At 62.3% G+C, this 21,961-nt stretch carries 18 protein-coding genes; 7 read left to right on the forward strand and 11 right to left on the reverse strand.

Going from position 1 to position 21,961, the window contains the following annotated elements; genetic code table 11:
• Positions 1-55 precede the first annotated feature (55 nt).
• Entirely contained in the window at positions 56-2,047 is a 1,992-nt protein-coding gene (locus FHT29_RS04515; protein ID WP_168599241.1) for a PhoX family phosphatase, read from the forward strand.
• A gap of 39 nt (positions 2,048-2,086) precedes the next feature.
• Here the strand turns inward: FHT29_RS04515 and FHT29_RS04520 are convergent, their stop codons facing one another.
• Genes FHT29_RS04520 through FHT29_RS04540 form a run of 5 tightly spaced genes read right to left on the reverse strand, consistent with a single transcriptional unit; the run spans position 2,087 to position 9,368 of the window.
• Positions 2,087-2,512, reverse strand: a complete 426-nt coding sequence (locus tag FHT29_RS04520; RefSeq protein WP_047562964.1) for a GNAT family N-acetyltransferase — start codon at positions 2,510-2,512, stop codon at positions 2,087-2,089.
• Positions 2,513-2,517: 5 nt separating this feature from the next.
• Positions 2,518-4,590, reverse strand: a complete 2,073-nt coding sequence (locus FHT29_RS04525) for a membrane protein (RefSeq protein ID WP_037194756.1) — start codon at positions 4,588-4,590, stop codon at positions 2,518-2,520.
• Between the two features lies 1 nt (position 4,591).
• Entirely contained in the window at positions 4,592-7,411 is a 2,820-nt protein-coding gene (locus FHT29_RS04530; protein ID WP_168599242.1) for a DUF4159 domain-containing protein, read from the reverse strand.
• Positions 7,408-8,328 (reverse strand): DUF58 domain-containing protein, encoded by a 921-nt coding sequence (locus tag FHT29_RS04535; protein WP_037194752.1) that lies wholly within the window; start codon positions 8,326-8,328, stop codon positions 7,408-7,410. The genes FHT29_RS04530 and FHT29_RS04535 overlap by 4 nt, the downstream gene beginning before the upstream one ends.
• 26 nt (positions 8,329-8,354) lie before the next feature.
• Positions 8,355-9,368 (reverse strand): MoxR family ATPase, encoded by a 1,014-nt coding sequence (locus tag FHT29_RS04540; RefSeq protein ID WP_037194750.1) that lies wholly within the window; start codon positions 9,366-9,368, stop codon positions 8,355-8,357.
• 168 nt (positions 9,369-9,536) lie between these two features.
• Here FHT29_RS04540 and FHT29_RS04545 point away from each other — a divergent pair, with 168 nt between their 5' ends.
• Genes FHT29_RS04545 through FHT29_RS04555 form a run of 3 tightly spaced genes read left to right on the forward strand, consistent with a single transcriptional unit; the run spans position 9,537 to position 12,045 of the window.
• Positions 9,537-10,160 (forward strand): DUF1285 domain-containing protein, encoded by a 624-nt coding sequence (locus FHT29_RS04545; RefSeq protein WP_047638656.1) that lies wholly within the window; start codon positions 9,537-9,539, stop codon positions 10,158-10,160.
• Positions 10,157-10,792, forward strand: coding sequence for a CoA pyrophosphatase (locus FHT29_RS04550; RefSeq protein WP_037194745.1), 636 nt, complete (start codon positions 10,157-10,159; stop codon positions 10,790-10,792). Before FHT29_RS04545 ends, FHT29_RS04550 begins: the two co-directional genes overlap by 4 nt.
• Positions 10,789-12,045, forward strand: a complete 1,257-nt coding sequence (locus tag FHT29_RS04555) for a CCA tRNA nucleotidyltransferase (protein WP_047562672.1) — start codon at positions 10,789-10,791, stop codon at positions 12,043-12,045. Before FHT29_RS04550 ends, FHT29_RS04555 begins: the two co-directional genes overlap by 4 nt.
• A gap of 17 nt (positions 12,046-12,062) precedes the next feature.
• Here FHT29_RS04555 and FHT29_RS04560 read toward each other — a convergent pair whose 3' ends face one another.
• The 3 genes from FHT29_RS04560 to hemF form a co-directional block, all read right to left on the reverse strand.
• Positions 12,063-12,248 (reverse strand): DUF1059 domain-containing protein, encoded by a 186-nt coding sequence (locus FHT29_RS04560; RefSeq protein WP_037194740.1) that lies wholly within the window; start codon positions 12,246-12,248, stop codon positions 12,063-12,065.
• A 133-nt stretch (positions 12,249-12,381) separates the two neighbouring features.
• The gene (locus FHT29_RS04565; RefSeq protein WP_047562675.1) at positions 12,382-12,660 is read right to left on the reverse strand and encodes a hypothetical protein; all 279 of its coding nucleotides are present in this window, start codon (positions 12,658-12,660) and stop codon (positions 12,382-12,384) included.
• A 93-nt stretch (positions 12,661-12,753) separates the two neighbouring features.
• A complete protein-coding gene (gene hemF, locus FHT29_RS04570) occupies positions 12,754-13,665 on the reverse strand; it encodes an oxygen-dependent coproporphyrinogen oxidase (protein WP_037194736.1) in 912 nt (303 codons plus the stop codon).
• A 169-nt stretch (positions 13,666-13,834) separates the two neighbouring features.
• Here hemF and FHT29_RS04575 point away from each other — a divergent pair, with 169 nt between their 5' ends.
• Positions 13,835-14,095 (forward strand): hypothetical protein, encoded by a 261-nt coding sequence (locus FHT29_RS04575; RefSeq protein ID WP_047562966.1) that lies wholly within the window; start codon positions 13,835-13,837, stop codon positions 14,093-14,095.
• 49 nt (positions 14,096-14,144) lie between these two features.
• On the opposite strand, the gene FHT29_RS04580 is transcribed toward FHT29_RS04575, so the two are convergent.
• The 3 genes from FHT29_RS04580 to FHT29_RS04590 form a co-directional block, all read right to left on the reverse strand.
• Positions 14,145-15,788 (reverse strand): Na/Pi cotransporter family protein, encoded by a 1,644-nt coding sequence (locus FHT29_RS04580; protein ID WP_037194734.1) that lies wholly within the window; start codon positions 15,786-15,788, stop codon positions 14,145-14,147.
• Between the two features lie 205 nt (positions 15,789-15,993).
• On the reverse strand, positions 15,994-17,133 hold the full coding sequence (locus FHT29_RS04585; RefSeq protein ID WP_047562677.1) for a hypothetical protein: 1,140 nt from the start codon (positions 17,131-17,133) through the stop codon (positions 15,994-15,996).
• A gap of 100 nt (positions 17,134-17,233) precedes the next feature.
• Complete coding sequence (locus FHT29_RS04590; protein ID WP_037195385.1) at positions 17,234-17,707, reverse strand: tRNA (cytidine(34)-2'-O)-methyltransferase; 474 nt, start codon at positions 17,705-17,707, stop codon at positions 17,234-17,236.
• 390 nt (positions 17,708-18,097) lie between these two features.
• Here FHT29_RS04590 and FHT29_RS04595 point away from each other — a divergent pair, with 390 nt between their 5' ends.
• Positions 18,098-19,951 carry an ABC transporter ATP-binding protein gene (locus FHT29_RS04595; protein WP_047562680.1) on the forward strand — a complete coding sequence of 618 codons (1,854 nt, stop codon included), beginning with the start codon at positions 18,098-18,100 and terminating at the stop codon, positions 19,949-19,951.
• 145 nt (positions 19,952-20,096) lie between these two features.
• On the forward strand, positions 20,097-21,959 hold the full coding sequence (locus FHT29_RS04600) for an ABC transporter ATP-binding protein (protein ID WP_047562682.1): 1,863 nt from the start codon (positions 20,097-20,099) through the stop codon (positions 21,957-21,959).
• The last annotated feature ends 2 nt before the right edge of the window (positions 21,960-21,961 follow it).

Consider the following 21,961-nt stretch of genomic DNA (forward strand, 5'->3'; position numbering starts at 1 on the left):
CCTAAGAGTTTTCCTCGCCCTATTCCGGGCGATTGCTAAACTTTGGGGTAAAGCAATGACAGGAAATCTCACACAGAAAGACATATTCCCGACCAGTCAGCTCGAAGAAGCCGACGGGGAGGGACAAAACTGCACCGACAATCCGACGATGGGGGAAATCATCAGTCGTCGTTTTTCGCGCCGTGGCTTCCTGCAAGGGTCGCTCGCCGTTTCCGCCATCGCTGCAACGGTGGGGCCCGTTGCTTTGATGAGCGCTGAAAAGGCACGCGCAGCCGGCGGTTCCGCCTTCATTTTCAAGGAGGTCGAAGCCGGTGTCGATGCCGATCATCATGTCGCGGAAGGTTATGATGCGAATGTCCTGCTGCGCTGGGGCGATGCGGTTTTCGCTGACTCACCTGCCTTCGATCCGAAGAACCAGACGGCAGAAGCACAGCGCCGCCAGTTCGGCTACAACAACGACTATGTCGGCTATATCCCGCTCGGCGGCTCGTCCGAGCACGGCCTGCTGGTCGTCAATCACGAATACACCAATCCGCACCTGATGTTTCCGGGCCTGGTGACCGTTGCGGACGGCAAGATCAAGCAGGCACCGCTGAGCAAGGAGCAGGTGGATATCGAAATGGCAGCCCATGGCGGCACCATTGTCGAGATCCGCAAGGTCGACGGCAAATGGCAGGTCGTGCCTGATGGCAAGTACAACCGTCGCATCACGACCATGACCGAGATGCAGCTCACCGGCCCGGCAGCGGGCGACGAGCGGCTGAAGACGGTGGCAGACGCCAGCGGCAAGAAGGTGATCGGTACGCTCAACAACTGTGCCGGCGGCGTAACGCCCTGGGGCACCTACATCATGGCCGAGGAAAACTTCCACGGCTATTTCTCCGGCAAGCTGCCCGAAGGCCACAAGGAGGCCGCCAACTACAAGCGCTACGGCGTGCCGGAAGGCGGATATGAGTGGGCGAACTTCCACGACCGCTTCGACCTCGGCAAGGAACCGAACGAGCCCAACCGCTTTGGCTGGATCGTCGAAGTCGACGCCTTTGATCCGCAGTCGGTACCGAAGAAGCGCACGGCGCTCGGACGCTTCAAGCACGAGGGCGCTGCCAACATCATCTCGAAGGATGGCCGCGTGGTCTTCTATCTCGGCGATGACGAACGCTTCGACTATGTCTACAAGTTCGTGACCGCTGCTGCCTATAACGAGGCTGACCGCGCCGCCAACCTCGACTTGCTCGACAACGGCACGCTCTATGTCGCCAAGTTCGCCGACGACGGCGCGCTGCAATGGCTGCCGCTGACGTTCGGACAGGGTCCGCTGACGACGGAAAACGGCTTTACGAGCCAGGCCGACGTGCTGATCGAAACCCGCCGCGCCGGCGATCTGCTCGGGGCGACGAAGATGGACCGCCCGGAGGACATCGAACCCAATGCCGTCAACGGCAAGGTCTATGTGATGCTGACCAACAATACCAAGCGCAAGGCGGAACAGGTGAATACCGCCAACCCACGCGCCGACAACGCCTTTGGTCACATCATCGAAATCAGCGAGGACGGCGGCGAATTCTCGGCGACGTCAGGCAAATGGGAAGTGCTGCTGAAGTGCGGCGATCCTTCCGTCGCCTCTGTGGGTGCCTCCTTCTCCACCGACACGACGAAGAACGGCTGGTTCGGCATGCCGGACAACTGTTCGATCGACGCTGCCGGGCGTCTCTGGGTGGCGACCGACGGCAACAGCAACAAGGCGACCGGCCGTACCGATGGTCTCTGGGCCGTCGATACGGAAGGCGCTGCGCGTGCGACCTCGAAGTTGTTCTATCGCGTGCCTGTCGGTGCCGAACTTTGCGGCCCGCTTTTCCTGCCGGATGACCAGACGGCCTTCGTTGCCGTGCAGCACCCGGGCGATGGTGGCGATGACTGGTCCGGTCACGGCCGTCCGTCCTACTACGAGGACCTGTCGACGCGCTGGCCGGACTTCAAGCCGGACATGCCTGTCCGTCCGGCTGTCGTGGCCATCACCAAGGCCGGCGGCGGCAAGATCGCCGTCTAAGGTTTTGCAATAGAAGCGAAAACCGTCGCCCCGCTGTCATCAGCGGGGCGATAGCTTTTTCTGCAGGAAGAAACGGCTGCGGCCGGTGGGAAATTCCGGCAATTCGCCGAAGATGACATAGCCCTGCCGTTGATAGGCGCGCAGCGCCTGCGGATTGAAGGTGTCGATCCAAGCGCCTTGGCAGCCGCGGGCCATTGCTTCCGCTTCCGCCGCTTCGAGGAGCTTTCCGGCCATGCCCTGACCGCGCAGCGTTTCCGGCACGAACAGCCATGCGGTGAACAACCAGCCCCAGGCCGTGTAGCCCGAAATGCCGCCGATAGTCTTGCCGCTTTCGTCGCGGATCAGCACGGCGAGCGGGCGGCGTTTTGAGGGGCCGACATCGGCGGCGTTAAAAGCGGTCAGACCCTCACTGATTGCAGCAAGTTCGCTTTCGGAGGGGGTATCGGTCACATCGAGGTGTGTCATCGCATTCACCGTCCTTCGCGCCACCAGGTGGCGGAGAAGGCAAAGAGCAGGGCGGCAAGACCGGCAAAGCCTGCGAACAGGGGCAGGGAATTGATCCCCTTCAGCACGGTTTCGTCGGTCATGCGGATGGTCAGGCGCTGGCCGTCGGCAACGCGGACGGCGCCGCGCACCGGCAGCACCTGCGGGACCGTGACGCCGCCATTGGCGCCGGCGATACGGGTGACGAGACCCTTGGTCTTTTGCGCCAAAGGCTTCAGAGTCTCGGTGGTCGAGATCATTGCCTTGAACTCAGGAGCGTCGATCGCGCCGATATGGACGAGCGTCGAGAGACTGCCATTGGCGATCTGGTAAAGCCCAATCTCGTCCATGTGCTTCTCGGCCTGATAGAGGCCCGGCTGCGTCCGCTTCAGTTGCAATGTCTGCGTCTTGCCGGAGGGCGATTTGATCGTGGCCGGGCCGGGGTCGTCGCCGACGGTCTGGCGAGTCACCTCCAGCGTACGGCCGGCGGCGTTTGCCGTCAGTGCTTCTTCTTCCAGCGCCGGCTCCTTCAGCAGCCAGTGGGCAATGCGTCGGTAGAGCGACACATGCGGGCCGCCGCCTTCGAAGCCGCGTGCCCAGAGCCAGCCCTCATCGGAGAGCAGCATGGCGACACGGCCCTGACCGACACGGTTGAGCACCAGCAACGGGCTGTTGTCGGCGCCGACCATCACGGTCTGCCCCTGCGGCTTTTCGACATCGACGCTGCGGAACCAGCGGCCCCAATGCGGCGGCTCGGTGTCGGATCCGTCGAGGCCGCGCGTTACCGGATGCTTGCGACCCTGCTCCGAAAGGCGCGGATAGAACGGCTTCTCGATCATCTGGCCGGTCGGCTCTGCCGGCAGCACCGAGGCGAGCGGGGTGAGCGCGATCGAATTGCCGGCTGCGTGTTCGGGGCCGGCTGCGACGAGCAACGCACCGCCGTTTTCGACGTACTGCGCCATGTAGTCATAATAGATCGTCGGCAGGACGTTCTGACGATCCTGGTAACGGTCGAAGATGATCAGGTCGAAAGAGCTGATCTTGTCGACGAAGAGTTCGCGCGTCGGGAAGGCGATCAGCGACAGTTCGTTGATCGGCGTGCCGTCCTGCTTATCCGGCGGGCGAAGAATGGTGAAGTGCACGAGGTCGACGGAGGCGTCCGATTTCAACAGGTTGCGCCATGCACGTTCACCGGCATGCGGCTCGCCTGAGACGAGGAGGACGCGCATGTTCTGGCGAATGCCCTCGATCAGCTGGACCGTGCGGTTGTTGATGGGTGTGACCTCGCCCGGCACTTCGGCCACGGAGAATTCGAGGACGTTGTTGCCGGCGCGCGGCACCTTGAAGCTGAAGGGCGTATCCTGGCCCGGCGTTGCCTGCAGCGTCGCGATCTCGTCGCCATTCATCTTTGCGGTCACGGCAGCGGTGCCGCCCGGGCTTTTGCCGTCGTCGACGACACGCAGGACAAGCTGCTGTTCGTCGTTGACGATGCCGAAGCGGGGGGCGCGCACGATTTCGATGCGGCGATCGAATTCATTCGGCTTGCCGGTGATCAGCCCGTGGATGGGCGCGTCGAAACCGAGCTGCTGGTTCACGCCGGGGATATCGTGGATCTGACCGTCGGTCAGGAAGATCGCGCCACCGATCCGGGCAGGTGGCACGTCCGCGATCGCCGAGGAGAGGGCCGCGAAAAGCCGCGTCGATGGCGAATCCGATTCCGCTGGATCGCGCGCCTCGACGATGCGGGGCTCTATGCGCGGAAACTGCGCCAGACGATCCTTGAGCATCGCCAGGGCATCGTCGGTCATCTTGGCGCGCTCCGGCGTGTCCTGGCTCAGGCTGCGGTCGACGACGACGGGAACGATGGTCGTGAGCTGATCGCGGTCTTCCTGCATCAGCACGGGGTTGGCGAGTGCTGCCAGCAGGGCGAAGGCGGCGAGCGCGCGGATCCAGCTCCCACGCAGGCGCCGGTAGATCGCAAGCGCCGCGATGGCGAGCGTCAATACCGCGAGCGCTGATAGCACGGGCCAGGGCAGGAACGGGGCAAAACCGATATTCATCTTACTGCCCCAACCGTTGCAGGATATCCGGGATGTGCACCTGATCGGACTTATAGTTTCCGGTCAGCATGTACATCATGATGTTGACGCCGGTACGGTAGGCATATTCGCGCTGGGTCTCGTCGGGGGGCACGGTCGGCAACAGCGGCGCGCCGTTGTCGTCCACTGCCCACGCGCCGGCGAAGTCGTTGCCCGTGATCATGATCGGCGTCACGCCATCCGAGGAAGCCACGGCATTGCCGTCTCGGCGCGTATCCTGACGCGCCTCGATCCAGAGCGGGCTGTCGGCATAGCGGCCGGGGAAGCTTGACAGCAGGTAGAAGGACTTGGTCAGCACATGACCCGCAGGCACCGGCTCGAGGGGCGGAATGTCGAGATTGGCGAGGATCTGCTGCAGCCGCTGGCCGTTCGGGCTCGGCGTCGACGTGTCGCCCATGGTGTCGAGGGCGTCGCGCGTGTCGAAGAGCACGGTGCCGCCATTGCGCATATAGGCATCGATGCGGTTGATAGCGTCGTTGGACGGCATCGGCGCCGTCGCCGATATCGGCCAGTAGATGAGCGGATAGAAGGCGAGCTCATCCTTGGCGGGGTCCAGCCCCACCGGCGGGCCTGGCTCCAATGTCGTGCGATATGTGAGGTAGTCCGAAAGGCCGGCGAGGCCGCGCTCGGAAACATGATCTACGTCGGATTCGCCCGTGACGACATAGGCAAGATGCGTCTTGTCGAGCCGCGAATAGATGGTGTCGTCGCCGGGTTTGGAATCGTCGGCCAAGGCACTCGCCGGATGCAGGAAGGTCGCGACCGAGACGGCCAGCATCAGCATCGCTGCACCGCCGGCGATGGTCTTCGTCGAACTGCCCAGGCGAGGAAAGGCGCCATTCATGAAGAGCACGATCAGGCTGTCGGCCAAAAGGATGAGGAAGGCGAGGGTGAAGAGGATCGGCTTAGCCGACCATGCCTCGCCGCCGATCAAGCCTTCCCGTGCCACCGTACCGGCAGCCGACGCGTCCAGCGGCTTGAGCTCGGCGCCACGAGGCAGGACGTTAAGCGCGGTAAAGCCCTCCTCGGAGCCGTAGAGGCCCGGCGGATTGTCGAAATTGGCGATGGCCGTTTCCTTGCTGTTCGGTTCGAGCGGCCGGGCGCTGCCGATCTCGCTGGTCAGCACGCCCTTGGCGGTCAGGAGCCGATATGGCGGCATGGCCTCGGTTGCCTTGGCGGTGCCTTGCGTCGACGTGACGCCGCCGGAGCGCGACAGCTGGACGATGCGCCGCAGCATCTCGACGAAGTCGCCCGAGATGGGCAGGTCGGACCATTGCGGTTCGGCGCTGACGTGGAACAGTACGATGCGGCCGGCCTGCATCTGCTTCTCGGTGACCAGTGGCGTTCCGTCTGCAAGGCTCGCCCAGGTGCGTTCGGCAAGATCCGGCGTCGGCTCGGCCAGAACCTGCCGTTTGACCAACACATTGATCGTCTTCGGCATGCCGGCGAAGGGGCCGAATGAGGGGAAGTCCGCGAGCGGCTGCGGCTCGGCCCAGGAGAGTGCGCCGCCGAAAGTACGCTCGCCTTGCCGGAGCGTCACGGGCACGAGTGGATCATCGGCAGGCGCTGCAGCAAGGCGCGGACCGGCAAAACGCACGAGCGTTCCGCCATTCTGAATCCAGCGCTGCAGGGGCGCATAGCTTTCTTGCGGCAGGCGGCCGACATCGGCCATGATGATCACCGATGGATTGCCGGCCAGCAATTCGGGGATCGATTTCGCCAGATCGGCGCTATTGGGCTGGATCAGGTCGGCATAAGGCTGCAGGGCGCGTTGGATGTAGTAGAGCGGCGACAGGATCGGCTGGAATTCGTCGGCGGCCTGCCCGGAGAGGAGCGCTACGCGGCGGCGGCGGAAGCCATCGTCGAGCAGATAGACGCTGCCGGCGCTGGCATTCCGGTCGATGCCGATACGGGCAAAATCGTTGCGCATTTCGAAGGGAGCGGCGATGGAGCCGGTGGCGACCGTCTGGCCGCCGGCAAAGGTCAGCGAACCGGCGGCGATCGGCCGACCCTGGCTGTCCTGCGCCGTGAGCCCCAGGCGCAGCGGGTTGGCGCCGTTCAGCCGCGTCGCTGTCACGGTCATGTCTTTGGAGGCATTGGCCGCACCGGTGATCGCCAGAATATCGCTGCCGTCACCTTCGATCAGCCGTAGTTCGCTCGGCTGCAAGGCGGCGAGCCGGCTGACGATATCGTCCTTGTCCTTGCTCTCGATGCCGTCGGAGATGAAGGCGATCGTGCCGGGTTTGCCGTTGAGTGCTGCCTTCACGGCGTCAGCGGCACGTTGGCGGTCGGGGACCAGCGGCCTTGGATTCATCGCATGCAGCTTGTCGCGGGCCGCTGTCGCAGCGCCGGGCGTAGCGTCATTGCCTTGTTCGGCGGTGAAGACGATCGAGACGGGAATGCCCTTGGCGTCGGCATCGTCGATCAGCGCGTCCGCGGTTCGAACACGACGCTCCCAGTCCGAGACGCTTGCCCAGCTATTGTCGATCATCAACACCAGCGGCCCGCTGCCCGACAGCGTGTTGGTGCGCGGATTGAACATCGGGTTGGCGATGGCGAGAATGACGAGGGCGGCCAGCAGCATGCGCAGCAGCGTCAGCCACCAGGGGCTGCGCGCCGGCGTTTCCTCGCGCTTGAGAATCGTCGCGAGAATGCGCAGCGGCGGGAAGACTTCCGCGCGCGGTTGCGGCGGCGTGAGGCGCAGGAGCCACCAGATCGCGGGAAGCAGGATCAATGCCGCGAGGATGGCAGGCGAGGCGAAGGCGAAGGAAAGACCGCTCATGGCTGCCCTCCCGACGCCACCTTGGCCGGCATGCCGGAAAGATACATATGCACGGCGACAAGCGCTTCCGATGCCAACCGGTCGGTGCGATGGCTCAGGAAGGTCCAGCCGAGATGGCGCAGCGACTGGCCGAGACTTTCGCGGCGCGCGAGGTAGGCGCGCTGATAATCGTCACGCAGGTTTTCCGCGCGCCCGGCGATCAGCTTCGAGCCCGTTTCGGGGTCGCTGAATTCGGTGCGGCCGCTATAGGGGAAGATTTCCTCGGCGGGATCCGCGACTTCGACGACATGGCCACGCAACCCCCGGCGCGCCAGAGGCCCGATCCGGCTCATGACACTATCGGCATCATCCAGGAAATCGCCGATCAATACGATATCACTCCAGCCACGGATCATCGCCGTCTGCGGCAGGCCGCCTTCGAGCGGCGTGTGCATCAGGGCCGCTGCCAGCCGCTCGGCGGCATTGCGGGTCGAGACCGGTTCCATGATGCCGGGGCAGCCGATGCGTTCGCCGGAACGGGAGAGGATTTCGGCGAGCGCCAGCATCAGCACCAACGCGCGGCTTTCCTTGGAAGCATGGCCATAGGTCGATTTGTACATCATCGAAGGCGACAGATCGGCCCAGAGCCAGATCGTATGAGCGGCTTCCCATTCGTGATCGCGTATATAGGTATGATCGTCGCGGGCCGAGCGGCGCCAGTCGATGCGCGAAAGGCTTTCGCCTTCGCTATAGGGGCGGAACTGCCAGAAATTCTCGCCGATGCCGCGCTTGCGACGGCCGTGCCATCCGGCAATGACCGTGTTGGCGATGCGCTTGGCTTCGACGAGGCAATCCGGCACGAGGGCGGCGCGACTGCGGGCACGGGAGAGGGCATCGTTGCCTGAAGTCGGTCTGACGATCTGTCCGATGGATGCCACGCGCTATACTCTCCTCGACATCCAGCTTAGGTTCTCGACTGCTTTACCAGCCCTGCGATGACATCGCGCACGGACATGCCCTCGGCGCGAGCGGCAAAGGTCAGCGCCATGCGATGTTCGAGCACGGGCTCGGCCAGCGCATGCACATCGTCGATCGACGGCGCAAGCCGGCCTTCATAAAGTGCACGGGCGCGGGCGCAGAGCATCATCGCCTGGCCGGCGCGAGGGCCAGGGCCCCAGGCGACGTGCTTGTCGGTCGAGGCGTTGCCCTGACCGGGTCGGGCGGAGCGCACCAGGGACAGGATCGCGTCGACGACGCCGTCGCTCACGGGCATCTGACGGATCAATTGCTGAATCTCCAGCAGGCGCGCGGCATCGATGACGGCCTGCGGCGTCGCTTCGCTGACGCCGGTGGTTTCGAGCAGGATACGGCGCTCATCTGCGAGTTCCGGATAGTCGACATCGACCTGCAGCAGGAAGCGGTCGAGCTGGGCTTCCGGAAGCGGATAGGTGCCTTCCTGTTCCAGCGGATTCTGCGTTGCCAGCACATGGAAGGGCGCGGGCAGGTCATACCGCTGGCCGGCGATGGTGATGTGATACTCCTGCATCGATTGCAGCAGCGCCGATTGCGTGCGCGGCGAGGCGCGGTTGATTTCGTCTGCCATCAGCAGCTGCGCGAAGACCGGGCCTTTCACGAAACGGAAGGAGCGGCGGCCGCTTTCGTCCTGATCCATGACTTCGGAGCCGAGAATATCCGAGGGCATCAGGTCGGGCGTGAACTGCACGCGGCTGGAGGCAAGGCCGAGGACGGCGCCAAGCGTGGTCACGAGCTTGGTCTTTGCAAGGCCCGGCACGCCGACAAGCAGGGCGTGACCGCCCCCGAGCACGCCAAGCAGCGTATTCTCCACGACGCTTTCCTGGCCGAAAATGACCTTCGATACCTCTTCGCGTATGTTGGCGATATCGCTCAGCGCCTTCTCGGCTGATGCAATGATCGCCTGCTCGTCGAGGCTCGTTTCGGTCGATTTGATCATGCCCATTTGCATCTCCAATGGCAGAAAAACGGCGCGCGCGATTCGCAGACCTTACACATTTGCTTCATAACCAATACAACTTATCGCCACGAAGACGGCTGACAAGCACGTTTCGAATGACTATCTCGTGAGAAACTGTCGTATTCGTGACTAACGGCGAACCGGGACGGAAGAATGGCAACCGAGGAAATCAAGGCAACCGGTGATGCGGCGAGTCTCGCGGCGCTGATTTCGCGCGCCGCCGGCGACAGCGGCGGCCGCAAGAAGGGCCTACCGCCCGTCGATCGCTGGGATCCGCCGTTTTGCGGCGATATCGACATGGAAATCAGGGCCGACGGCACCTGGTATTATCTCGGCACGCCCATCGGCCGCGCGCCGTTGGTGCGCCTGTTTTCCACAGTGCTGCGCAAGGACGAGGACGAGAAGACCTACCTCGTCACGCCTGTGGAAAAGGTCGGGATCCGCGTCGTCGACGCGCCGTTCGTCGCCGTCGAGATGAGCGTGAACGAGCGCGATGGCAGACGCGTGCTGACTTTCCGCACCAATGTCGGTGATGTCGTCGAGGCGGGCAGGGAGCATCCGATCCGTTTCGTCATCCGCGGCGAGAACGACGAGCTGAAACCCTATCTGCATGTTCGCGGTCGGTTGGAAGCCCTGGTGACGCGCGCGGTCATGTATGATCTCGTGGAACTCGGCGAGCCCGTCGAAATCGCCGGCCGGGAGATCTTCTGCGTGCGCTCCGGCAGCTCTATCTTTCCCGTGATGCCGGTTGCCGAATTGGATGCGCTGACGCGATGAGCGAATTCCCCCTTTATTCCGCGGATGAATTTCGGCGGCGTGCCCTCAATCAGAGCGGTGGCCCCATTGAGCTTGCCTGGCGCGATCACGGCGATCATCTCCTCAATCCCGAAACGATATTGCAGGTCGAGGGTCTGAAGCTGCGGGATGCGGCGGTGCTCGTGCCTGTTGTCGACACCGGCGACGACGCCAAGGTGATCTTCACGCTGCGGACGTCGACCTTGCGCAAGCATTCCGGCCAGATCGCCTTTCCGGGCGGTGCGGTCGATCCCGAAGACGCTTCACCGGAAATGGCCGCCGTGCGCGAGGCGGGAGAGGAGATCGGGCTTGCCGATATCTTCATAGAGCCCGTCGCGCGGCTTCCGCATTATCTTGCAGCGACCGGCTTCCGCATCACGCCCATCCTTGCCGTAGTGAAGCCCGGCTTCGATCTGGCTCTCAATCCGACCGAGGTCGAGGATGCCTTCGAGGTGCCGCTGTCTTTCCTGATGGACCCCAGCCACCACGCGACGGATACCATGCTGTGGCAGGGGATCGAGCGTCATTTCTATCGCATGCCCTATGGGCAGCGCATGATCTGGGGCATTACCGCGGGCATCGTCCGCACGCTTTACGAAAGGCTCTATTCATGACGTCCGTTGCCGGTGAGGCCTGGTTCCGGGATGAGGCGCTGCAGCGGGCGCTATCGCTGCTGAATGCCGATGGCGGCGAGGGCCGCGTCGTCGGCGGCGCCGTGCGCAACAGCCTCATGGGGCTTCCGGTCGCCGATATCGATATCGCCACGACATTGCTGCCGGAGGCCGTTGTCGAAAGAGCGGCTGCGGCTGGCATCAAGGCGGTGCCAACCGGCATCGCGCATGGCACGGTCACCCTGATCATCGACGGAAAACCGTTTGAGATCACGACCTTGCGGCGGGATGTCGAGACGGACGGACGCCGCGCCCGCGTCGCCTTCAGCGAGGACTGGCAGGCCGATGCCGAGCGGCGGGACCTGACGATCAACGCTCTCTATGCCTCGGTCGATGGCGAGGTGCTCGATCTGGTGGGCGGGCTTGCCGATCTTTTGCGTCGCAATATCCGCTTCATCGGCGATGCCGCGGCGCGGATTGCCGAAGATCATCTGCGCATATTGCGCTTCTTCCGTTTCTTCGCGCACTACGGCAGCGGCCGGCCGGATGCGGACGGGCTGCGCGCCTGCGCGGCGGCCCGGTCCAAGATCGCCGCGCTGTCGGCCGAGCGTGTCTGGTCGGAGATGAAGAAGCTTCTTGCAGCCAAGGATCCGGGCCGTGCGCTGCTCTGGATGCGCCAGGTGGGGGTATTGACCGAGGTTCTGCCGGAAACGGAGAAATGGGGGATCGATGCCATTCCGGCGCTCGTAACCACCGAACAGGCGCTCGGCTGGCCGTCCGATCCCTTGTTGCGGCTCGCCGCCATCGTGCCGCCGGATGCGGAGAGACTTGCCAAGCTCGCCGAGCGGCTGCGCATGTCGAAGGCCGAGGCGGCCTGTCTGCAGGCCTGGGCAAACATGCCCGCGATCAAGGACGACATGTCGGAAGCGGCCTTCGATCGCTTGCTCTATCGCCATGATGCATCGGGCGTTGTCGCGCGACTGAAGCTTGCGCTTGCTATCGCGCGGGGCAAGGCGGAGGGCGATTTCGAGGATATGGCGCGCGCTGCGCGGCTTAGCAAATTGCTGGAGCGAACGACGAAATGGAAGCGGCCGGCTTTCCCGCTCGGCGGGGCGGATGCGCTTGCCGCAGGCATTGCCGCCGGCCCCCGGGTCGGGGAGGTTCTCGGCAAGCTCGAGCAGGAATGGCTCGATGGGAACTTCGCGATGAGCCGGGCCAAACTTCTCGCCCGGCTCAAGGATTTGGCGAGCGCCTGACAGCCCAAGCCGGCGGATCAGGCCGCGTTCGCCTCGTCGCGAATGCGTGTCTTGATGTTATCGACCATGTTTTCCCGGACGATTGTTTCGCCATGCGCGTCACGCATGTGCTCGACGGCGCGGCGAACCACCTCGGCATCGTCCTTGGCGCGAGTGTGCCAGGTGCAGCCGGGCACCAGCGTACCACATTCGAACAGGCGCATATCTTCCTCCTCATATTTCAACGCTTGGACATTCCTCAATGCCGAAGGGCATTAAGGTTAAAACGCAACGGGCTGGAAAAGGTTTCTCGCGTCCGGCAAGGCTCTTTGCTTGCCGGACGCGTGCTTGCGGACTTCAATCCGGCATCGCCCAGGATCTGAAGCAGTCAGAAGACTGATATTTCGGTATGGGCGCTTGTCTGGTCGAACGATCGGCGGTCATGCGAGCGATTTCGCTCGGCGACTTGCGTGCGAGCTGCATCCTCACCTGCTCGATGAAGCAGGACAGCGGCAAATCGGATCCGCTGCGAATCCGCATATCCTCAGCCAGCCGGATGACGAATTCCGGACTATCGACCGCGCGCGAAAGCTTCTGTTCTTTCGAAACTTCCGTGACTTGATTCAGTACTGCCATTACAACCTCCTCCGATTGAAACGAGCATTACGTCACCTAGGCACTCCCTCGGGCAATTTCAGGGTTCTGTCTGATCATTTTGTGTTGAACGCCCTAAGGCCAACGCACCACCGGCGGCAGAGATGATAAAATCGACTCGACGTTGCCGCCTGTTTTCAGCCCGAATATTGTACCCCGATCGTACAGCAAATTGAACTCCACATAGCGTCCGCGACGAATTAATTGCTCGTCGCGATCCTCCTCGGACCATGTCTCATTGAAATTCGAGCGGACGATCCGCGGGTAGACCATGGAGAAGGCCCGTCCGACGTCGCGGGTAAAGGCGAAATCGGCATTCCAGCCGCCCGCTTCTTCCTCGGAATGCAGCCAGTCGAAGAAGATGCCGCCGATTCCGCGTGCCTCGTTGCGGTGTTTCAGGAAGAAATATTCGTCGCACCAGCTCTTGTAACGCTGATAATCAGCGATGGCATGCCGGTCGCAGACGATCTGCATGGCGCGATGAAAAAGGACGCTGTCGGGGTCTTCCTGCGTGCGACGACGGTCGAGCACCGGCGTCAGATCGGCGCCGCCGCCGAACCAGTGACTGGTCGTGACCACCATACGGGTATTCATATGCACGGCCGGCACGTTCGGATTGACCGGGTGGGCGATCAGCGACAGGCCAGACGCCCAGAAGCGCGGGTCTTCCTCGGCGCCCGGTATCTGGCTGCGGAAATCGGGAGAAAATTCGCCATGGACGGTCGAGGTGTGGACGCCGACCTTTTCGAAGACGCGGCCTTCCATCATCGACATGCGGCCGCCACCGCCCTGGCCCTTTTCCCGCTGCCAGTCCTTGGCGACGAAGCGCCCCGGCTCCTGGTCGGAAAGGGGGCCGGCAAGCTCGTTCTCCAACTGCTCGAACTCGGCGCAGATCGCGTCGCGCAGGCTCTCGAACCAGGTTCGCGCCGCCTCTTTCTTTGCTTCAATATCTTCGGGTAGTCCTTTGGGAAGATTGGGTCGTTCCATGCATGCTCTCCGACGGCGCAGGCAGCTGGCGGCCCGCGATTCGCACCGTATGTATCGTGATTTTGAATAACAGCAACACTGCGGCGCAGCCAGTGCAGCAGCGTCGCAGGAAAATCGACTCGCAAATTTCCCGATGCGGTACTATGTTCCCTCCCATTGGCGAGGTTTTATCATGAAGATACCCGGACCGCCGCCCCTTGATGGGCTGAGAAACCGAATATTCCGCCACCGGCAGGAGCATCCAACCGGCAGAAAGAGCGATTTCGTTCGCGAGACCTTTTGTCTCAGTCGCCCTGACGCACGCGCCAAGGCGCGCGAATGGTTCGATGAATTCCCCAAAGCCGCCTATTGGACCGAAGTTGAAAGCTGGCGTCAAATCGAGGGCGACCGCATCGAATTCACCATGCGGCGTTTGCCGTCGGCGGATTGAGTCGGACGAAATTGCGGCTTGCGATGGCAGGCAATGAGCCTGCGCGGTCTTATTGTGTACTCCGCAACCGGCTTTCGATCAGCAACCCGCTCTCGTCCAGGATCGGATGTGCCACCGAAACGATGTGAGCATTGATGCGCTTCAGATCGCGCAGCATGTCGAGATGCAGCGAGCTGGTCTGCAGGCTGTCGACGCGGCCGTCGCGCAGTCTTTCGAGGTGGCGCTCGGAGGACTGTTTCTCCAGCCGGCGGACGTCGACCTTCACCTCCATCAGTTGCCTGGCGAGATTGGAGTCGCGGGTCACGAGGATGGTCTGGGCGATGCGCAGGTTGTCGATTGTCAGGCTGAAGAGGCTTCGCAGCTCGCGGTACCCGTCCTCCGAGAAGGTCAGCCCCTTGCCGATCTTCTTCGCCACCTGCTCGGCAAGGCCCTTCTCGATGATGTCGCCTATATGCTCGAGATTGATGGCATAGTCGATGATGACGATGGAGCGCCTGCCGTTCTCGGCATCCAGCCCGTCGCGGCCGAGCTTCGACAGGTAGATCTTCACCTCCTGCTGGATCCGATCGACGCGCTTCTCCAGAATCGGGACTTCCTTCAACGGCGACAGGTCGTTGTCGTTGAAGGCATTTTCCGTGCGGATCAGCATGCGTTCGACGAGATCCCCGACGCCGAGCACCTCGCGCGTGGCGCTTGCGAGTGCGACGACAGGCGTGGTGAGGGCCTGCTGATCGAGAAAATTCGGCCCGTCGTCGGCCCGCGGATCATCCGGCACAAGCCGGAGCATCACCTTTGACAGCAGGCGCGAGAAGGGCCAGGCGCAGACGGCAAGGGCGATATTGAAAAGCAGATGCACATCCACGGGCAGTTTGGCCGGCGAGAAATGGAGGTTTTGCATCCAGTCGCCGATATAGCCTGCGAGCGGCAGCGCGATGAGGCAGCCGATCGCGCGCACGATCAGGTTGCCGAGGGTGACGCGCCGCGCGGTCGCCGGGCCTGACAATGTCGCCATGACCGGCGGGATCGCGCCGCCGAGATTGGCACCGAGCACGAGCACCACCGTCAATGCTGGGGACAATATGCCTGCTGACGCAAGCGACAGGATCAGCACGACGACGGCAAGGCTGGACGAGGACACAAAGGCCAGGACAGCCGAGAAGATGAGCGCCACTGGCAGCGCGCCGTCAAGCAGGCCGATGAAGGCACCAAGCGCCGGCGATTGCCGCATCGGCGCGGTAGCAAGGCTCAGCAATTGCAACGAAAGCAACATCAGCCCGATACCGATGAGCGCCGCTCCAGCGCCCTGCTTGGAGGTCGACGAGCGGCGATAGAGTACGATGCCTATGAGAAGGATAAGAGGGGACAGCCATTCGATGCCGGTCGCGACGATCCATGCCGTGACCGCCGTGCCGACATTGGCGCCAAGCAGGACGATCTGTGCCATGCTTGGCAGGACGAGATCGCGCTCGACGAAGGAGGCAATCATCAGCGCCGTCGCTGTGGAGCTCTGCAGAGCAATTGTCGCCAGGAAGCCGGATAGGAATGAGCGTCCGCCGCTGCGCGTGCCCTTGGCAAGGCCTGTTCTGAGCTTGGCTCCGAAGGCGCGCGACACGCCATCCTTCACCTGTGCAAGGCCGAAGAGCAGGAGAGCAACGGCCCCGAACAGATTGATCATGACAATGGTAGATTCCAATTTTCTTCTTATTCTTCCTCATGCCGCCATTTGCTAGATAAATCCGAAAGCATAATAACATACTGAAAAGGCATGTATTTCAGCATGCAGGCGTATCGGATGAGAAGAGGCAATTTTAATCGCCGGCTAAGCATTATACGCTTGCGGAGACCTTAGTCCATCATCACTTGCGACATATGGGGTCAGTATTTGCGCAGCGTCCGCTTCAATGTGGCTTGGGCGGTTGCAAATCTTCGGAAGAGCCGGGTTCACTGTGCGGCGTGCTTGGCAATGTGCTTACCGAGAAGGCCTTTTTGACCTTTTCGATTGTTGCGGGTCGCGGTCCGGGACGAGCAGAGGACAAGGCAACGATTGTCTCGTTCGCCAACGGCGATGCTTCCGCGCTGCTTTCCTCGGCCCGCGCATCCGCTGCTATCGGCGAGATCGCCAGGATTTCCTTGAGCGTTGATGTCACAGGCAAATGGCCGCCCAAATCCGTATTCGTATGATGCCAGGCATGGGGAATGTGTCGATCGGCGTCGATGAACGGCCGGGAATTGATTTCGCCGAACCAGTCCCATTCGCCCATGACATCGACGACGTCGGTGAAGGCCGGCGGCATGGCGATGCGTGCGCCTATCGTCACGATCTTCATAGTTTCGGCCAGGTCGGCGACCCGTATCTCGTCCTCTTTGCAAAGATCATGCAGGGCGGCGGAAAGCACGAGATTGCCCTTGGAGTGGCCGACCAGCAGGCGGAAGGAGAGGCGGGGATCAGCAAGAAGCGCCCGCACGGTTCTGGTATCGAGGCTGGTGCGGGCGGCCGCTCCGTCGCCATATGCTCCGACTTTGGGACGTCCGGCAAGGTCGTCCAACGTTTCCAGCATCGGTCGCAGGCCCCTCAGATGTCCGAAGAAAAAAAGTCCGCCGAAAGCCTCGGTGATGACATCGGCGATGCCGTAGCCGGAGACGACAACGGCGACCGGCCCCTGGATTGCGTCCGCCACGTTTCGGGCGAAGGCGGCCGCACCCAACGCGGAGCCGCCGATGCCGGCGACGGCGAGTGCCCGCACCTTATCGCCGCCGCGCAGGACGAATTCGTCCACCGTCTCGCAAAGGATAATCGGCGCACCATCGCTTGGCGGGACGATCATGATCGCACCCTGGGCGGCGAGCGAGTCGCTGATGTAGAAGGCTTCTTCCGGCGTGATCACCTTGATGTCGTAAAACAGGGCGTCGAGTGCGACATTCCGTTGGCGAAGGCCCTCGAGAGCGAGATTGCGAAGGGGGGAGCGCTGAAGCCGCTCGGGGAGGCTCAAGATGCGCGCGAACTGGATGAGGGAGAGAGTGAATGCCGTCTGGAACATGGGTCACCTCGCCAAGGTTGCCTGAGTTAGAGCATTCCAGGGCAAAGCTTCTCACACTTTATCCGACGTGCCAACGCCTATTCGGGCACGACATTCAGGCCTAGCGCGGGATCGGCGTCCATTGCGTCTGCCGCAGCGCTTCGCCTGCTATCATGGCCGCCGACATGGCGACATTGATGGAGCGCTGGCCTTCGACCATCGGGATCAAAATGCGGCCATCGGCCTTGTCGTGCACATGCTCGGGCACGCCTGCGCTCTCACGGCCGAAGAGGAGAATATCGTCGCTGCGGAAGGCGAAGTCGGTATATCGTTCGGCCGCTTTGGTGGAGGCGAGCACCAGCCGCCGCCCGCTTTCCAAACGCCACGCCTCGAAGCGGTCCCAGTTCACGTGCCTGGTCAGGGTCACGGCTGCCAGGTAATCCATGCCGGCGCGCTTCAGGTTGCGGTCCGAAATGTCGAAGCCCGCCGGTTCGATGATGTCGACGCTAAGGCCAAGGCAAGCGGCCAGACGCAGGATCGTGCCGGTATTGCCGGGAATGTCGGGCTGGTAGAGGGCGATGCGAAGCGTGGTCATGGCCTGCAACTAGCGAAATCACGCGGATTTGTCTTCGATTTTCCGCGATACCTCGATTTTTGTGATGTCTTCCATCAGCACAATTGAAGGTTTCAGCCCATTTTTCAGGCATATTTCACTTTTCAAAACAGGAAATGCGCGCTAAAAGATACTCGCTCTACAACCAGCGAGATAGGAGGCACAGATGGATATCACCTTTGTAATGATGCGCCTCCGTGCCGTGAACCCACGGTTCTGATTAGGGCGCTTCAAGGCGCACTTTCGCAGGTCCCCCTTTTCGTTTCGTTGCGCGGCCAATATGGCCTCGTTCTTTCATCGTCCGGTCACCATATCAGTCTGCACCTTTAGGCGCAGCGGATGGTCAAAAGGTCGAGTCTTTGGAGCATTTCAATGTTTGGCTGGTTCGAACAGCGACTAAACCCCTTTCCGAGCGAGGTGCCGGACGCTCCGCCGCGCGGTCTCTTTGCCTTTTGCTGGCACTATACCAAGCCGGCAGCACCCTGGTTGATCGCCATGAGCATCCTCACGATGCTGATCGCGATCGGGGAGGTGGCGCTGTTCCAGTTTCTTGGCGATATCGTCGATTGGCTGACCAAGGCCGATAGGACGACCTTCCTGCAAACGGAATGGCACAAGCTTTTCTGGATGGGGGCGATGGTGCTGATCGGCCTGCCGTTTGCGGCGGTGCTCGACAGCTTCATCATGCACCAGGTCCTGCTCGGCAACTATCCGATGATCGCGCGCTGGCAGATGCATCGCTTCCTGCTGCGCCACAGCATGACTTTTTTCGCCAACGAGTTCGCAGGCCGAGTCGCCACCAAGGTGATGCAGACCTCGCTTGCCGTGCGCGAAACGGTGATGAAGATCCTCGACGTCTTCGTCTATGTGGTCACGTACTTCCTGTCGATGATCCTCGTGATCGCGATGGCGGATTGGCGGCTGATGTTCCCGATCCTGCTTTGGCTCGGCGTCTATGTCGCCATTGTCGCCTATTTCGTACCGGTGCTGCGCAAGATCGCCGCACAGCAGGCCGATGCGCGCTCGACTATGACGGGTCGTGTCGTCGACAGCTATACCAACATCGCGACGGTGAAGCTGTTTTCGCACGCGGGTCGGGAGGAGAAGTACGCCAGGGCTGGCATGGAGGAATTCCTGGGCACCGTGCACCAGCAGATGCGCAAGGTGACGATGTTCCATGCCGCCGTCTACATCAACAACTGCGTGGCGCTGTTCATCGTTTCGGCGCTGTCGATCTGGTTCTGGCTCAGCGGTTCGATCTCGGTCGGCTCGATCGCCATTGCTATCGGCCTTGCCATGCGCGTCAACGGCATGTCGCAGTGGGTGATGTGGGAAGTTTCGGCGCTCTTCGAGAATATCGGCACGGTCTATGACGGCATGGAGATGATGACGAAGCCGCATGACATCGTCGATCAGCCGACGGCTTCGCCGATCTCAGCCAAGCAGGGCGCAATCCGCTTCGACCACATTCGCTTCCACTATGGCAAAGCGAAGGGTGTCATCGAGGATCTGACCCTGGACATTCGGGCCGGCGAAAAGATCGGGCTCGTCGGTCGCTCAGGCGCCGGCAAGACGACGCTGATGAACTTGCTGCTCCGCTTCTACGATCTGGAGAGCGGTCGCATCACCATCGACGGCCACGACATAGCCGGGGTGACGCAGGACAGCCTTCGTTCGATGATCGGCGTAGTGACGCAGGATACGTCGTTGTTGCACCGCTCGATCCGCGACAACATCGCCTACAGCCGCCCGGATGCGACCGACGAAGAGGTGACCCAGGCGGCAAAACGCGCCAATGCCTGGGAGTTCATCGAAGGTCTGGTCGACATGCAGGGCCGCAAAGGGCTGGATGCGCAGGTCGGCGAGCGCGGCGTCAAGCTCTCCGGCGGCCAGCGGCAGCGCATCGCGATCGCCCGCGTCTTCCTGAAGGACGCGCCGATCCTGGTGCTTGACGAGGCGACCTCGGCGCTCGATTCCGAAGTGGAAGCGGCGATCCAGGAAAACCTCTTCGCGCTGATGCATGGCAAGACGGTGATCGCCATTGCGCATCGCCTGTCGACGCTGACCGAGATGGACCGTCTCATCGTCCTCGACAAGGGTCGGATCATCGAGATGGGCACACATCAGGAGCTGGTCCAGAATGGCGGCATCTATGCCGAGCTCTGGAGCCGCCAGTCCGGTGGTTTCCTTGCGGACCACGAAGAGGCCGAGGCGGCAGCGGAGTAAGCATGAGGAAAGGGCGGCTTCGGCCGCCCTTTCTGTTGGCGCCTCATTCGTGGTGAGCCCGCCGCATCCAATCCTAACAAAAATGTAACCTTCGCTATGGCCCCCTTTACTTTGCGAGCTCTCAGAAATTCCCTATATCGCTCGCATGCTCATCCGTTCCGTGTACCGTCTGTTCGAGACGTGGATTGATCCCTACTACCGCAGCGGCGATCTTCGTCCGCCGCGGTCGCTCGGGGCGTTCATCTGGTACTATGTCAGCCAGGCGAAAGGCCCGTTCCTGGCGATGGCGGCGCTCGGCGGTGCCGTGGCGATGCTCGAGGCGGCGCTGTTCTGGTTCGTCGGCCATCTGGTCGACATTCTCGACAGGGTGAACCCGGGCGAAGGATGGAGCGGACTGCTCGCCGGCCATGGGGGAGTGCTCCTCGGCATGGTCTTCGTCGTTCTGGTGGTCCGCTTCGTGGTCGTCAGCCTTGGTGCGCTTGTGGAGGAGCAGGTCGTCGTGCCCGGCTTTCTCAATCTCGTGCGCTGGCAGGCCTATCGGCACGTGGCCAGGCAATCGGTCGAATTCTTCCAGAACGATTTTTCCGGGCGTGTCGTCACCAAGGTCTGGTCGGCGGGCCAGGCGACAGGCGATCTTGTCGTGTCGCTGCTGCAAGTGGTCTGGTTCATCATCATCTATGCCGCTTCCACCATTGCGCTGGTCGGCAGGCTCGACTGGCGGCTGGCGCTGGTGATTACGGTGTGGATCGGCATCTTCTCGCTGCTGGCCCGCCACTTCGTGCCGCGCATCCGGCGGCACGCCCGCAACGCGGCGGAGGCATCCTCGATGCTGAACGGCCGCATGGTCGACGCCTATGCCAATATCCAGACGCTAAAGCTCTTCGGACGTGAGGAGCAGAACGACGATTATATCCGCAACGGCTTCGATCGTTTCCAGGCCGCCGTCATGCCTTTCACGCGGCTGTTGACGGGTGTACGTTCCTCGCTCGCCCTGCTGTCGGGCGTGATGATCACCACCATCGGCGCGCTTGCCGTGCATCTCTGGTTGTCCGGCGCGATCTCGACCGGCGGCGTTGCTTTCACGCTCAGCATGGTGCTGCGGCTGAACATGCTCTTCGGCCGCATGATGGCGCAGTTCAACGCCATCATGCGCAATCTCGGTACGATCCAGAATTCGGCCGAGATGATCTCCGAGCCGATCGGCCTGGTCGACCAGGCAGGCGCCAAGGACCTGACGATCAGCGGCCCCGAAATCCGCTTCGAGAACGTGACCTTCCACTACGGGCGCGGCGGCGGCATCATCGACAATTTCTCCCTCTGCGTGCGCGCGGGCGAGAAGGTCGGCATTGTCGGCCGCTCGGGGGCGGGCAAGACGACGCTCGTCAATCTGCTGCTGCGCTTCTATGACCTTGAAGGCGGCCGCATCCTGATCGACGGCCAGGACATAGCCCGCGTGCGACAGGAGTCGCTGCGCGGTGCGATCGGTATGGTGACTCAGGATACCGCCCTTCTGAACCGCTCCATTCGCGACAACATTCTTTTCGGTCGTCCGGATGCCGGCGACGAGCGGATGGTGGAGGCGGCACGCCAGGCGGAGGCGGACAGGTTCATCATCGATCTCGAAGATCAAAAGGGGCGCGCCGCCTATGCGGCCCATGTCGGCGAGCGCGGCGTCAAGCTTTCGGGCGGCCAGCGCCAGCGTATCGCGATCGCGCGCGTCATGCTGAAGGACGCGCCGATCCTGGTGCTCGATGAAGCGACGTCGGCGCTGGATTCTGAGGCCGAGGCCGCGTTGCAATCCAATCTCGACACGCTGATGAAGGGCAAGACCGTGTTGGCGATCGCCCATCGGCTATCGACCATTGCCAAGCTCGACCGGCTGATCGTGGTCGACAAGGGCAAGATCATCGAGGAGGGGACCCATGACGAGCTGATCGCCCGCCGCGGCCTCTATTCCGAGCTCTGGGCACGTCAATCCGGTGGCTTCATCGCGACCGACGCCGAATAGCC

This window comes from Rhizobium sp. SG741, assembly GCF_012275435.1.
GTDB lineage: Bacteria > Pseudomonadota > Alphaproteobacteria > Rhizobiales > Rhizobiaceae > Rhizobium > Rhizobium lusitanum.

Excerpts from the sequence above, each read along its gene's own strand:
- FHT29_RS04515 (WP_168599241.1), top strand. The coding sequence starts at position 56 with ATGACAGGAAATCTCACACAGAAAGACATATTCCCGACCAGTCAGCTC.
- FHT29_RS04520 (WP_047562964.1), bottom strand. The coding sequence starts at position 2,512 with ATGACACACCTCGATGTGACCGATACCCCCTCCGAAAGCGAACTTGCT.
- FHT29_RS04525 (WP_037194756.1), bottom strand. The coding sequence starts at position 4,590 with ATGAATATCGGTTTTGCCCCGTTCCTGCCCTGGCCCGTGCTATCAGCG.
- FHT29_RS04530 (WP_168599242.1), bottom strand. The coding sequence starts at position 7,411 with ATGAGCGGTCTTTCCTTCGCCTTCGCCTCGCCTGCCATCCTCGCGGCA.
- FHT29_RS04540 (WP_037194750.1), bottom strand. The coding sequence starts at position 9,368 with ATGGGCATGATCAAATCGACCGAAACGAGCCTCGACGAGCAGGCGATC.
- FHT29_RS04545 (WP_047638656.1), top strand. The coding sequence starts at position 9,537 with ATGGCAACCGAGGAAATCAAGGCAACCGGTGATGCGGCGAGTCTCGCG.
- FHT29_RS04550 (WP_037194745.1), top strand. The coding sequence starts at position 10,157 with ATGAGCGAATTCCCCCTTTATTCCGCGGATGAATTTCGGCGGCGTGCC.
- FHT29_RS04555 (WP_047562672.1), top strand. The coding sequence starts at position 10,789 with ATGACGTCCGTTGCCGGTGAGGCCTGGTTCCGGGATGAGGCGCTGCAG.
- FHT29_RS04560 (WP_037194740.1), bottom strand. The coding sequence starts at position 12,248 with ATGCGCCTGTTCGAATGTGGTACGCTGGTGCCCGGCTGCACCTGGCAC.
- FHT29_RS04565 (WP_047562675.1), bottom strand. The coding sequence starts at position 12,660 with ATGGCAGTACTGAATCAAGTCACGGAAGTTTCGAAAGAACAGAAGCTT.
- hemF (WP_037194736.1), bottom strand. The coding sequence starts at position 13,665 with ATGGAACGACCCAATCTTCCCAAAGGACTACCCGAAGATATTGAAGCA.
- FHT29_RS04585 (WP_047562677.1), bottom strand. The coding sequence starts at position 17,133 with ATGTTCCAGACGGCATTCACTCTCTCCCTCATCCAGTTCGCGCGCATC.
- FHT29_RS04590 (WP_037195385.1), bottom strand. The coding sequence starts at position 17,707 with ATGACCACGCTTCGCATCGCCCTCTACCAGCCCGACATTCCCGGCAAT.
- FHT29_RS04595 (WP_047562680.1), top strand. The coding sequence starts at position 18,098 with ATGTTTGGCTGGTTCGAACAGCGACTAAACCCCTTTCCGAGCGAGGTG.
- FHT29_RS04600 (WP_047562682.1), top strand. The coding sequence starts at position 20,097 with ATGCTCATCCGTTCCGTGTACCGTCTGTTCGAGACGTGGATTGATCCC.